This is a genomic window from Colwellia meonggei (genome assembly GCF_057537295.1).
On sequence record NZ_BAAJLZ010000001.1, the window covers coordinates 949,917 to 963,776 of the forward strand.

General features: G+C 40.0%; 13 protein-coding genes. All 13 read right to left on the reverse strand.

The features are described 5' to 3' along the window. Positions 1-4: 4 nt before the first annotated feature. Entirely contained in the window at positions 5-973 is a 969-nt protein-coding gene (lipA, locus tag AC27E9_RS04245) for a lipoyl synthase (RefSeq protein WP_487127572.1), read from the reverse strand. Beyond that, entirely contained in the window at positions 963-1,625 is a 663-nt protein-coding gene (gene lipB, locus AC27E9_RS04250; RefSeq protein WP_487128283.1) for a lipoyl(octanoyl) transferase LipB, read from the reverse strand. The genes lipA and lipB overlap by 11 nt, the downstream gene beginning before the upstream one ends. Before the next feature lie 72 nt (positions 1,626-1,697). Further along, positions 1,698-1,961 carry a DUF493 family protein YbeD gene (gene ybeD / locus AC27E9_RS04255; protein WP_487127573.1) on the reverse strand — a complete coding sequence of 88 codons (264 nt, stop codon included), beginning with the start codon at positions 1,959-1,961 and terminating at the stop codon, positions 1,698-1,700. Positions 1,962-2,308: 347 nt separating this feature from the next. Continuing rightward, entirely contained in the window at positions 2,309-3,496 is a 1,188-nt protein-coding gene (locus tag AC27E9_RS04260) for a serine hydrolase (protein WP_487127575.1), read from the reverse strand. A gap of 198 nt (positions 3,497-3,694) precedes the next feature. Continuing rightward, on the reverse strand, positions 3,695-4,666 hold the full coding sequence (locus AC27E9_RS04265) for a septal ring lytic transglycosylase RlpA family protein (protein WP_487127577.1): 972 nt from the start codon (positions 4,664-4,666) through the stop codon (positions 3,695-3,697). A 22-nt stretch (positions 4,667-4,688) separates the two neighbouring features. Then, positions 4,689-5,804: a rod shape-determining protein RodA gene (rodA, locus tag AC27E9_RS04270; protein WP_487127578.1), complete on the reverse strand. Its 1,116-nt coding sequence runs from the start codon at positions 5,802-5,804 to the stop codon at positions 4,689-4,691. Further along, positions 5,804-7,795, reverse strand: a complete 1,992-nt coding sequence (gene mrdA / locus AC27E9_RS04275) for a penicillin-binding protein 2 (RefSeq protein WP_487127579.1) — start codon at positions 7,793-7,795, stop codon at positions 5,804-5,806. The genes rodA and mrdA overlap by 1 nt, the downstream gene beginning before the upstream one ends. A gap of 3 nt (positions 7,796-7,798) precedes the next feature. Further along, on the reverse strand, positions 7,799-8,269 hold the full coding sequence (rlmH, locus tag AC27E9_RS04280) for a 23S rRNA (pseudouridine(1915)-N(3))-methyltransferase RlmH (protein WP_487127581.1): 471 nt from the start codon (positions 8,267-8,269) through the stop codon (positions 7,799-7,801). 11 nt (positions 8,270-8,280) lie between these two features. Further along, positions 8,281-8,598 carry a ribosome silencing factor gene (rsfS, locus tag AC27E9_RS04285; RefSeq protein WP_487127583.1) on the reverse strand — a complete coding sequence of 106 codons (318 nt, stop codon included), beginning with the start codon at positions 8,596-8,598 and terminating at the stop codon, positions 8,281-8,283. A gap of 145 nt (positions 8,599-8,743) precedes the next feature. After that, positions 8,744-9,403 (reverse strand): nicotinate-nucleotide adenylyltransferase, encoded by a 660-nt coding sequence (nadD, locus tag AC27E9_RS04290; protein WP_487127584.1) that lies wholly within the window; start codon positions 9,401-9,403, stop codon positions 8,744-8,746. Next, a complete protein-coding gene (holA, locus tag AC27E9_RS04295) occupies positions 9,390-10,433 on the reverse strand; it encodes a DNA polymerase III subunit delta (RefSeq protein ID WP_487127586.1) in 1,044 nt (347 codons plus the stop codon). The genes nadD and holA overlap by 14 nt, the downstream gene beginning before the upstream one ends. Positions 10,434-10,467: 34 nt before the next feature. Beyond that, complete coding sequence (locus AC27E9_RS04300; protein WP_487127588.1) at positions 10,468-10,974, reverse strand: LPS-assembly lipoprotein LptE; 507 nt, start codon at positions 10,972-10,974, stop codon at positions 10,468-10,470. A 131-nt stretch (positions 10,975-11,105) separates the two neighbouring features. Further along, positions 11,106-13,697 carry a leucine--tRNA ligase gene (leuS, locus tag AC27E9_RS04305; protein ID WP_487127590.1) on the reverse strand — a complete coding sequence of 864 codons (2,592 nt, stop codon included), beginning with the start codon at positions 13,695-13,697 and terminating at the stop codon, positions 11,106-11,108. Positions 13,698-13,860 lie beyond the last annotated feature (163 nt).

Genomic DNA, 13,860 nt, shown 5'->3' on the forward strand with positions numbered 1-13,860 from the left:
AGTATTACTTTACTTCTTCACCAGCGGCTTGCTTATCAGCATGGTAGCTTGAGCGCACCAATGGACCACATGCAGCATGATCAAAGCCCATTTTATCCGCTTCACGTTTAAACATGTCAAAATCGTCAGGGTGAACGTAACGTTCAACCGGTAAGTGATGCTTACTTGGTTGTAAGTACTGACCAATTGTTAACATAGTCACGCCATGGGCACGTAAGTCGCGCATCACTTGCAAAATTTCCTCGTTAGTTTCACCTAAACCTACCATAATGCCAGATTTCGTTGGCACGCCTGGGTTAGCTTCACCAAATTTCTTCAATAGATCTAAAGACCATTGGTAGTTAGCTCCAGGGCGAGCTTTGGTATATAAGCGAGGAGCAGTTTCAAGGTTGTGGTTAAAAACACCAGGAGGGTTTTTATTGAGAATCTCTAATGCTCGATCCATACGGCCGCGAAAATCTGGCACAAGGATTTCAACTTTGGTATGTGGTGAATGCTCAGCGATTTCTGTAATACAATCAGCAAACTGTTGAGCGCCGCCATCACGTAAATCGTCACGGTCTACCGAAGTAATAACTACATACTTAAGCTTCATGTCTTTTAGTGTTAATGCAAGCTTACGAGGCTCTTCTTGATCTGCCGCTAGTGGGCGACCATGACCAACATCACAGAATGGGCAACGACGAGTACATATGTCGCCTAAGATCATAAATGTTGCGGTACCGTGATTAAAACATTCTGATAAGTTAGGGCATGATGCTTCTTCACATACCGAGTGCAGATCATGCTTGCGTAATGCTGCCTTTATGCCATCAATACGTTCTGAGCTTTTTGGTAATTTAATGCGTAACCACTCTGGCTTTCTTAGCATTGTTTCTCGTTCAGAGGTGACAACCTTGATTGGAATATGCGCCATTTTTTCGGCGTCACGTAGTTTAGTACCTGGAGTAATGCGTGATGATTTAGTGGTCATGTATTGTTTCCAACCCCGTTTGATAAGATAAATTTTCGGTATGCAATAATTCACTTAAGTGCTTCACTAGTGAATTTCCTGCTTGTTCTACAGAATTTGGGCCCTGTAGATCGATAGTTTGTACCATTTCTAACCCTTGATATCCGCACGGGTTAATACGTTGAAATGGTGATAAATCCATATTGACATTCAATGCTAAGCCGTGAAACGAACAGCCTTTACGTACACGAAGCCCTAATGACGCTATTTTCTTGCCATCAACGTAAACGCCAGGTGCATCTGGTTTTGCATGGGCTTCAATGCCAAAATCAGCCATGGAAGCAACAATACTATTTTCAATGAGAGTAACTAATTCTCGTACGCCCATTTTTCGACGACGGAGGTTGATCATAAAATAAATCACCTGCTGACCTGGGCCGTGATAAGTTACTTGGCCGCCACGGTCAACTTTAACTACCGGAATATCGCCTGGCATTAATAAATGTTCGTCTTTACCTGCCTGTCCCTGGGTAAATACCGGAGGGTGTTCAACTAACCAAAGTTCGTCAGCGGTATTCTCGTCTCGATTATCGGTAAAGTTTTGCATAGCATGCCAAACATCTACATAGTCAGTATTGTTTAGTTGCCGAATAATCAATGTGTTTTTCAAAATATATCTCTATAAAATTTTGATTAAATCATTATATCCAAATAATAACTGGAATACACCCTGTTAAAAGTAGGGTTAAAGAACGTAGCGAACTTGTTCGATAGCATTTAAGGTTTTATATATTTTTTCGATGTGCTCTTTACTGGTTACGGTTACGGCAACTGATATAGAGTGGTAATTACCTTTTGAGCTTGGCTTAATTTTTGGTGCGTAATCACCAGGCGTATGTTTTTGCAACTCGCCAACAACTAGATCTGGCAATTCGTCACAGGCGATACCCATCACTTTAAAGTTTAATACGGTTGGAAATTCTAATAGTTCATCAAACTTAGTTTTCATTTGTTTTCTCTTACGCTGTACAACACCAGTGCGTTACCGGTTGTTTAATGGAATTAACAAGTTAAGTTAATATTCGTAACGACGGCTTGTTTAAGTTGGCGATATTTTAACACTATTTATCGTAAATGTGATCAATCGTCGTTAATTTGGAGCTTGCATGCGCTAATAAATGAGGGGTTATTATCTAAAATCAATGTTTAGTTGGCGTTTTATTTAGCTTTATTTTAACTAAATACTCATTTGAGAGAACTTGCCTTTAGCCATTAATATAAAAAACTCAGCCTAAGCTGAGTTTTTTATAACAATTAGCCGCTAATTTGAGGCTTTAATTTAAATTACTGAATTTGTTAATTAGCAAACTGCAACTTTACGTAATCTAGCAATTTGGTAAACATGCTACCTTCTTCAATCGCTTGTAGAGTAACAAGTGGGTATTGTGCAATATCTTCGCCGTCTAATTGTAGAAATAACTTACCGACAACGGCACCTTTTTGTAATGGTGCTGTTAGTTGTTGGTCTAACTCAAAATTAGCTTGTAAGTTTTTCCGTTGGCCGCGAGGAATGGTAATTGGGGTGTCTACCATAATACCTAAATCAACTTCTTTCTGGTTCCCCATCCATACTCGGTTGCTGACAAATTTTTCGCCCGCTTTGTACGGTGTGTAGGTTTCAAAAAAGCGGAAGCCATAGTTTAGTAGTTTTTTGCTTTCAACTTTACGAGCGCGTTCGCTGTCAGTCCCCATTACAACACTAACTAAGCGCATATCGCCTTTGGTTGCAGAAGTTACTAAGCTATAACCAGCTTGCGAAGTATGGCCTGTTTTTAAGCCATCAACTTTCATGCTTTTATCCCATAATAAACTATTACGGTTATATTGCTTAATGTTGTTGTAGGTAAATGATTTTTGGCTGTAAAGCTTATATTCATTTGGTACATCACGTATAAGAGCAATAGCTAGTGTTGCCATATCGCGTGCCGTTGTTTTGTGTTCTTGGCTGTCTAAACCATGGCTATTTTCGAAAAAGCTACTGTGCATGCCTAATTGTTCAGCGTGAGCATTCATTAATTGCGCAAAGGCATCTTCACTACCAGCAATATGCTCAGCCATTGCAACACAGGCGTCGTTACCTGAGGCAACAATAATACCTTGGTTTAGCAGGTCTACCGATACTTCAGTGCCAACTTCGATAAACATTTTTGATGAGTCAGGAAAGTTCTTAGCCCAAGCATTTTCACTAATTGTTACCGCATCATCGTTGCTAATATTACCGCTTTCAAGCTCTTTACCTATGATATAACTTGTCATCATTTTGGTTAAGCTTGCCGGAGCTAACAAAATGTCGGCATTACTTTCGGCAATCACTTTACCGGTATTGTAATCAATTAAAATATGACCTTTGGCATTAACTTCAGGTGCTGATGGGATAATGGTTTGTGCTTGAGTAAGGGAACAAACACTTAATAAAACTGAGCCTAAAAAAGTAAGTAATTTTGTTGGTTTTCTAGTGGCTCGATTAACCTGAATTTGGGGCATAATTGTCCTGCAGCGCGATTATTTAATGGAAATTATAAAATTTTAAGCAGTATAACAGTTTTCATTTTGATTTCTATTAGGCGAGAGCACCAATTTGTTACGGTTGATGAATTTCTCATACTGCGAACAATATCAATAATGTAAACATACCTGCAATGTCGTGTCAGTACTGACAGTCTACTCGTGAATAGCCTCAGGTTATTCACTTGTTCTACGAACAAATGCATTCGGATAACCATTGTCTTTAATGGCTAAGAGTAAACTTGCGAGTTCCTCACGCTGTTTAATCGGACCGACTAAAACGCGAAAAATTCCATTTATTTTCTCTAGTTGCGTTTCTTTTTGATGCAGTGTTGCAAGTGCGTTGGCTAAGTTCTGTGCTTGTGCTGCACTTTTACTCGCAAACACTTGAATATAATCAGCATTGTTCTTATTGGCTACTGCTATGTTTGAATTGGTAACTGCTTGCGGTGCAATTTGTGTCGGCTTGTTATTAGCGGTCGTTTCCGCTGAACTAATTTCACTGCTTGAGGTTGACATTGCAAGTGGAGGGGAGATTGCTTTTGGTACTGGAGTTACTTTTGCATTGGCAAAGTTTTCATTTTTAAGTGAACGTAAAGCACTCACTGAAAAGTCAGTAATAGCACTAATAGTCACGTTAGCCGTGCCCGTTTTTAACATGTCTAATTTATAGGCTGCACTGTAAGATAAATCGATAATGCGGCTTTGATGAAAAGGGCCCCGGTCATTTACTCGTACAATGACACTTAAGCCATTATCGTTATTAATGACTTTTAAATACGTTGGTAAAGGTAAGTTCTTGTGAGCGGCGCTCATCGCGTACATATCGTAAATTTCGCCATTAGAGGTGAGATGACCATGAAATTTCTTGCCATACCAAGAGGCAATGCCTGTTTCGGTGAAACCTTCAGCGGATTTTAATACCTGATAATGTTTTCCGCGGACTTGATAATGTTTATTACCGCCCCGGCTATGGGTCTCAGCGCGTGGCGTGGCGTCGTGTAGTTCACTACTACTTGGTAGCCTGCTCGGCGTACTATCATGTTTTTGCTGATATCGGCCGGTATTGCTACTACAAGCGGAAAGCAAAGCAAGAATTAATATATTGATGGCGCAGGTTTTTATTTTATTTTTCGCTATATCAAGCATGAATATTCACTACTGAATTGAGTTAGGCGTGAAATCGCCGATGCGTACTAATGGCCATTAGCATGCCAAATCCAGCCATTAATGTCACCATTGACGTTCCACCATAGCTTACTAGTGGTAGTGGTACACCAACAACGGGCAATAAACCTGAAACCATGCCGATATTTACAAAAACGTAAACAAAAAAAGTTAAGGTTAAACTGCCTGCAAGTAGTTTAGTAAAAGCATGCTGGGCGTTAACCGCAATCCATAAGCCACGCATGACAATTGCTAAATAAACAGTAAGTAATAAGCCAACACCGACTAAACCAAATTCTTCACTAAATACCGCAAAAATAAAGTCGGTATGACGCTCTGGTAAAAATTCTAATTGTGACTGTGTACCTTGTAGCCAGCCTTTACCTTGAATGCCGCCCGAGCCAATTGCGATTTTCGATTGAATAATATGGTAACCAGAGCCGAGCGGATCTTGCTCAGGGTTTAAAAAAGTTAATACCCGCTGTTTTTGATAAGGTTTCATCAAAAACATCCATAATATTGGCGCGAATGCAGATGCTAAAGCGGCACAAGTACCTATTAACTTCCAACTCGCACCAGCAAGAAATATAACAAATATACCAGAGCTTGCGATAAGTAACGACGTGCCCAAGTCAGGTTGTCTCGCTATTAATAGGGTAGGCAATAGCACTAAAATAAAGGCAATAATAATTTTTGAAATTTTGGTTGGTAAGTCATATTGACTAACATACCAAGCTATCATGATTGGCACGACAAGCTTCATAATTTCAGACGGTTGAAACTTGGTAAACCCTAAGTCTAACCACCGCTGTGCGCCTTTGCCAACATGGCCAAATAGTAATACCGCCGTTAGTAGTAGTAGCCCTAAGACAAATACTGGTACGGCCCATTTTCGATAAGAAAGAGGCGGGATTTGCGCAACAATAAACATGACAAAAAGTGCAACACCGACACGTTTAGCGTGACGAATTAACATTGCACTTTCTTGTCCACCGGCACTATAAACGACAAAAAGTCCCAAGGTCATTAACACTAAAATACCGGCTAATAGAGGCAGGTCAATGTGCAAACGCTGCCATAATGTGCGTTGCTTTTGTTGATCATGGCCTGTGCTGCGCATTATTGGTTCCCCGAGTTTTTATTGGCGCTTTGCGAAATATCTTGATGATAAACGTTATCGTGTAATGGGTGTTTATTCTTGTCTTGGCTGATAATCTCTCGGTCGCCAAAATATTGATCCATTATTTGACGAGCAACAGGGGCCGCGTTTGCACCACCACCGCCTTTTGCGACGTTTTCAATGGCGACAGCAACAACGATTTCTGGGCTCTCGTACGGTGCGAAAGCAATAAACATGGCATTATCACGTTTGTTTTCTTGTACTTTCGTTGCATCATACTTTTCGTCTTGCGCTAAATTTGCCGTTTGGGCTGAACCGGTTTTACCGGCTGCATCATATTTGCTGCCTTTAAAAGCACTGTAGCCAGTAGCACCAACTTTTTGTACAGTATTATGCAAACCGTCTAAAACTATGTCCCAGTTATTTTTATCTTTTAATACAATTGGCTGTTTTTCATCAACTTGATAGTCAGTCACTATGGTTGTTTGCTGATTATTATTAGCGGTGTCGGTAACGACTTCTGTGGTTGCTTTAAGTAAGTGTGGGACCTTAATTTCACCTTTATTCACTAAAATAGAAATCGCTTGCGAAAGCTGTAAAGGGGTTACTGTCCAAAAGCTTTGCCCAATGCCGACTGATAAAGTTTCTCCGGTATACCAGTTTTGGTTATAACGACCGCGCTTCCATTCTACGCTTGGCATTATGGCGCGACTTTCTTCATGAATATCTATGCCAGTGAGCTCTCCAAAACCAAACTTTTCCATCATTTTGCTAATACGAGTAATGCCAAGTTTATAGGCTAAATCATAATAATAAACATTACACGACTGCTCTAATGACTTAGTTAAATTAACTTTGCCATGGCCCCATTTTTTCCAATCTCGTCGCTTGGTTTCTATACCTGGTAGTTGGTAAAAACCTGGATCGTAGATTTCTGTTTCTGGGGTAATAATACCCTCATTTAACCCTGTTAGTGCTAACAAAGGTTTGATTGTTGAAGCGGGTGGATAACCCTGTACAGTACGATTGAGTAAAGGTTTATTACTTTTCGGATCTAATAGTTTTTTGTACTTTTTACTACTGATGCCATGAACAAAGAGGTTGCCGTCAAAACTTGGATTTGAATACATGGCTAAAACACCACCATCTCTTGGATCAATAGCAACCACAGCGCCACGCTTGCCTGAAAGCGCACGTTTAGCAATCATTTGTAATTCAATATCTAATGTTAAAGTTAAATCTTTACCTGGAACAGGTGGGGTAAAATCTAACGTACGTATCACTCGGCCTTGGCTATTAATTTCTACCTCTTGGTGACCAATAGTGCCGTGTAATATGTCTTGATAATAACGTTCTAAACCAAGCTTACCAATGTTACGTGTAGCAGCGTAGTTATCGGCAATACCTTGTTCTTCTAATTTAATCGAGTCTCGACGATTAATTCGTGCCACATAACCTAGTGAATGTGTAGTTAAATCGGCAAATGGGTAATAGCGTTTTAAGCGGGCATCAATAAAAAAACCAGGAAATTTATGCTGGTTGACTGAAAATAGTGATACCTGTTGGTCGCTCAAGCGCGAATGTAATTCAATCGGTTTAAAGCGTCGTTTACTTTTTAAGGCCTTAAGCAGCTTGTTTTGTTTTTCCTGACTAATGTCGAGTAGCTGGCTGAGTTCTTTTAAGCTAGCTTTGATATCGTCTACTTGTTCAGGGATCACTTCTAAACTATAAACTGGCTTATTATCAGCAAGTAGTACGCCGTTGCGATCGTAAATTAAGCCTCTATTTGGTGCGACTGGAAGTAACTTTATGCGATTTGAATTTGAGCGAGTTTGATACTTTTGATACGAGTTAACCTCTAAATCGTAAACATTACTAAAAAGTATTAACGACAGTACCAATACGCCAATAAAGGTAATAAATGTGCGACGTGCGAAAAGGTTGGCTTCTGCACTGTGATCTCTTATGGCAACACGTTTTTTAGCTGCCATGATTTACTCGCGATGATAGGGGTGATTATTATTAATTGACCAAGCTCGATATAGGCTTTCAGCGACAACAATACGCACCATAGGGTGTGGTAATGTTAAGGGTGACAATGACCATTTTTGCTCAGAAGCGCGAATACAAGCAGGCGCTAAACCTTCAGGGCCGCCAACTAGCAAGGCAACGTCTCGACTATCCACATGCCAGCGCTCTAGTTGTTTAGCCAAATCTGGCGTTGTCCACGGTTTTCCTTCTACTTCTAAAGTAACAATGCGATTACCTTTTGGTATTGCCGCTAGCATTTGCTCACCTTCTTTTTCAAGGATTCTTGCAATATCGGCATTTTTACCGCGTTTACCTGGCGTTATTTCAACAAGGTGAAAGCTCATGTCACGTGGAAAGCGTCGGCAGTATTCATTAAAACCTTGGCTAACCCAAGCCGGCATTTTATTGCCTACAGCATATAAGGTAATGCGCATTGTCGTTTATGCTATTCCCAAAGTTGTTCTAATTGGTAACGGTCGCGCACTTCATCGGTCATGATATGAACAATCACGTCGCCTAAATCTACTAATGACCACTCACCAACATCATTGCCTTCTACACCTAAGGCTTCAACACCTGCGGCACGACATTCGATCGTTAATGATTTAGCAATGGAAATTACATGGCGTTTTGAGTTACCAGAACATATGACCATACAGTCGGCGAAGCTCGACTTTTTAGATACGTCTAAATTGACAATATCACGGCCTTTCATATCTTCGATTTTTTCAGTAACAAACGGAATTAGATCTGAGCTTTGCAAGTGGGGTATCTCTATTAAGAACAATAATCGGCGATAATAGCATTAATTTGTTTATCAGTTAACCGTGTAATGTTGTCAAGGAGGAGTTTTTTAAGTAACAAAGCGTTTTTCGTACGAGGATAGGGCAATATTATTAATAAAAGTTTTAGCGGTAAAGTTGTTGTTGTTCTATATATTCAAATACTCGTGGGTGAACAAGCGCTTCATAATTAATATCTTGGTGAATGTAATGGCGAATTTGTGTTGATGAAATATCAACTGCGGTGCAGTCGTGCAAAATAATTTTGCCATGGGCATGCAGTTTTAATTGCGCAACATTATCAATAATATGAGGCAACAAGACCGGAGGAAGTTTGCTGGCAAGTTGCTGATGACAATATCCAGGTCGAATATTTACCACTAAGTTCGATAATTCCAAAATTTTTTGCCATTGGCGCCAACGTGTAAATGAAAGTAGCGAATCCATGCCCATGATAAAATGTAAATGTGCATTAGGCTTGGCTGCTTTTAATTCCATTAAGGTATCTATGGTATATGAATGGCTGTCTCGTTGTAATTCTCGCGTATCAAGCTGAAATAGCGGCTCCTCATAGCAGGCTAGCCGTGCCATTGCAACACGGTGACTGGCGGTTGCATGAGTACCATTTTTGTGTGGTGGAATATGCGCGGGTAGTAATGATACTTGTGTTGCTCCTAACCATAATGCGGTTTCTTTCGCGGGGTGGGTATGCCCATTATGTATTGGATCGAATGTACCACCGAGTAGTAAAATTAACTCGGGCTGAGGAGCGTTAATTGTATTCATAATCTAGGCTGAATTTTTCACTAAACTCGCCGTGATATAAGCAGATAAATATGTCACTAAGGAGAATGAACGGGTTAAAGTCACTGCTGGTTTTACTGAGTAAATCAACTTGCGCTAATCTCCCTAGTGCTTGCTCAGTATTTGCTAAACTAATATGGCTTAAAGCGTGCTGGTATAAAGGTTTCTTTTTATCCCAAATGCGGTACTGCTTAAAAATTTCATTTTGAGTAGCGCCTTGAGATAATTGAGAAAGCATCGCATATAGTTGATTAATTTCTTTGTGAACAAACCAGACTAATTGCCCAAATGCACTGCCGTCATGTTGTAGTTGATCTAACATAGTGAGGCATTTTTTTAGATCGCCAATCAGTAATGTATCAAGTAATTGAAATGGATTGAATTTCGCTTGTTTGATCAACAGTTGTTCAGCATCTTCTATGCTGACCATTTGCTGGCCAAATAATATTGATAGTTTTTCTAGCTCTTGAGCAAGAGCCGGTATATTACCTTCAAAAAGCTCTGCCATTAGTTCGAAAACGTCAGGTTGTAATGACAGTTGCAAAACACGGGCTTGGTTTGCTAACCACTGCTTAAGTTGTTTACCTTCAATATCATATAAAGGTAAAAAGCAGCCAGCAGCTTCTAGCGATTTAAACCACTTACGTTTTTGTGTTGCCGCATCAAGTTTCGGACCATGAAAAACAAGTTGCACATCTTGGTGTAAAACTGTGAGGAGCTGTGCAATTGCTTTTGCACCAACGTCGCCAATTTTGCCATTTACAAATTCAACTTCAATAATACGCAAAGAAGAAAACAAGCTCATTGATTGATATTCTTGAAACAAGTCATCCCAATTGAATTTGTCGTCAACACTAAAACGAATAAGTTCGTCAAACCCTTGCTGTTTTGCTGTGGTTTTGATGCTATTTAACGCATCATTTTTTTGCCATGGTTCATCACCAAAAATCAACCAAACAGGCTTGAAACCTTGTTTAAGTGTATTGCTGAGTTGGTTATGATAGATGCGCATATAAGGTGCTTAACGTACTCGACAAATTGCGAGTTTATAACTCGATACTGGCCATATCACGTAGAATTTTCGTTGCCGCTTCTTGACGCATTTCTCGTAACATGAGCGAAAGTTCACGGCTTTTTGCTAAAGCAATATCAGGATCGTCTTGATAGTCGCGGTTCAATTCAAAGTTAAAGTTTTGAACATCTTTACCTGGGATAAGTACTTGATAGCGTACCGTGTAAATCAATTCATACTCTGCAACTTGTCCATTAGGAAATACCGACAAGGTTCTGCGGTCTAAGTTATCTTGCAAAATACGCATTTGAGGGATAGCTTTATCGCTTGCTTTAACAAGTTTTACATCATTTATTGTTAAATGTTGTCTAACGAGTCGAGTTAACTCTCCAAATTTATCAACAGAGCTAAACTCTATGGTTTGTAATTCAGGCGCTAATAAATAATTACCACGTAGTTGAAAACCACAGCCGCTTAAAATGGCACTTAACAAGCTAATGGAAATAAATAAACTAATTTGGCGAATTATTAATTGAGTCATACATGCTTCACTATTTTCTTGTAAAAGTAGGCAAAATTTAATGATGGTTTAATGCCCAGTCCAATACCGTTAAAACTGGCGAGTAATAATGTTTATAAGGTATTACTCGCCTTATTTGCAACTAATATTGATTAATTAGCCACAATGTTCAACAGTTTACCTGGTACGTAAATAACTTTACGTACGGTTTTTCCGTCTGTGAATCGAGTCACGTTTTCATCGGCAAAACCAATAGCTTCAACCGTTTCTTTTGTTGCATCGGCGGCAACCGTTACCTTCGCACGAACTTTACCGTTGACTTGTAAAATGATCAGCTTTTCATCTTCGACTAAAGCGCTATCATCAACAACAGGCCATAGTGTGTCTTCAACAGACTGACCGTCACCAATCATGCTCCATAAATGGTGACTCATATGTGGCACAATTGGTGTTAACATTAAGACCACCGCGCGAATAGCTTCATGCATAACAACGCGATCTTCTGTTGTTTCCATGCTTGCTTTGCTTAAGTGGTTCATTAATTCCATGATGGCAGCAATTGCCGTGTTAAAAGTATTACGACGACCAATATCGTCACTTACTTTAGCAATTGTTTTATGTAATTCACGACGTAGCGATTTTTGCGCTGAGTTTAATGTTAAACCGCTAACATCTGGCGCAGCTGTTGATACTTCTGCGGCTTCGGTAAAGTCGAAAGCTAACTTCCATACACGTTTTAAGAAACGATGTGCACCTTCAACGCCTGAATCTGACCATTCTAACGTTTGCTCAGGTGGTGAAGTAAACATAATAAATAAACGTACAGTATCGGCGCCGTATTGTTCAATAACTTCTTGTGGATCAATGCCGTTATTTTTCGATTTAGACATTTTACTCATGCCCGCTGAAATAACCGCTTCACCATCAATTTTGCTTATAGCTGAAGTTACATGACCTTTTTCATTTCGCTCTACATCAACATCTGAAGGTGCAATCCACTCTTGTGCGCCGTTGTCGGCTTCACGGTAATAAGTATCGGCTAACACCATACCTTGACACAATAACTTCTTGAATGGCTCGTCTGATTCAACTAAACCTACGTCACGTAGAAGTTTATGGAAAAAGCGCGAGTAAAGTAAATGCAAAATAGCATGCTCAATACCACCTATGTACTGATCAACAGGTAACCAGTAGTTGGCTTTAGCTGGATCTAACATTTGTGTGTCATCGTTTGGTGAACAGTAACGCGCGTAATACCAAGATGATTCCATAAAGGTATCGAAAGTATCAGTTTCGCGGAAGGCTTCTTCGCCGTTATAGCTTGTTTTTGCCCACTCTGGGTTGTCTTTAATAGGAGAAGTAACACCATTCATTACGACATCTTCAGGTAACTCAACCGGTAGTTGGTCAGCAGGTACAGGTACAGATTCACCATTAGCTAAGTTGACCATTGGAATTGGTGTACCCCAGTAACGTTGACGAGAAACACCCCAATCACGTAAGCGGTAATTAACCGTTACTTTGCCTTTATTTTCGCTGGTTAATTTTTCTGAAATCGCTTTAAAAGCAGCATCGAATTCTAGACCGTCAAACTCACCTGAGTTTAATAATGCGCCTTTTTCAACAATGGCTGCTTTAGCAATATCGTCGTCTTCTTGCGCAACAATAACTTGCTTAATTTCTAAGCCATACTTTTGAGCAAATTCGAAATCACGTTGGTCGTGGCCAGGCACCGACATTACCGCACCTGAGCCGTAATCCATTAAGACAAAGTTTGCAGCCCATACAGGTACTAATTCACCACTAATTGGGTGAATTGCTTTAAGGCCAGTGTTGACACCTTTTTTCTCCATCGTTGCCATATCGGCTTCGGTGGCTTTGTTGGTTTTACACTCTTGAATAAACTCAGCAAGTGCTGGATTATTTTCTGCAGCAGCTAGCGCTAATGGGTGTTGTGCCGCTAATGCAACATACGTAACTCCCATTAATGTGTCTGGACGAGTGGTGTAAATATCGAAACTGTCTGATGAGCCAGCTACTTGGAAGGTCATCTCTACACCTTCAGAACGGCCAATCCAGTTACGTTGCATGGTTTTAACTTGTTCAGGCCACTCTTCAAGTTGGTCTAAGTCGTTAAGTAACTCTTCTGCATAATCAGTAATTTTGATAAACCATTGTGGAATTTCTTTACGTTCAACAATGGCACCAGAGCGCCAACCGCGACCATCAATAACTTGTTCGTTCGCTAATACGGTTTGATCAACCGGATCCCAGTTCACGGTAGCGTTCTTCTTGTACACTAAACCTTTTTCATAAAGTTGTGTGAAGAACCATTGCTCCCAACGGTAATAATCTTTTTTACAGGTTGCTAGTTCACGGCTCCAGTCATAACCAAAACCTAATGTCTTCAACTGATTACGCATATAATCAATATTTTGATAAGTCCATTTTGCTGGTGCTGAGTTGTTTTTAATTGCAGCATTTTCAGCAGGTAAGCCAAACGCATCCCAACCCATAGGTTGCATCACGTTTTTACCTTGCATACGCTGGTAACGCGAAATAACGTCACCTAAGCTGTAGTTACGAACATGACCCATATGGAGGCGACCACTTGGGTATGGAAACATTGCCAAACAATAAAATTTTTCTTTTCCAGGTTGCTCTTCAGCTTTGAAAGTGTTGTTGTCAGTCCAGAACTTTTGAACTTCGGCTTCAATTGATTGGGGGTTATAAATGGATTCCATTAAGATTTCTCAAACACGCTAAAAATAAGATATTCAACTCGCTTTTGTCAGTGAATTTTTATAAGAAAATTTTCTGTTTAGTCAGCTAAATTGAAGTGATAAAAATAATCTCGATAGGATACCTTATCTCAAGCGTTAGCGACAAGTTAAAGCGCGATAAAGC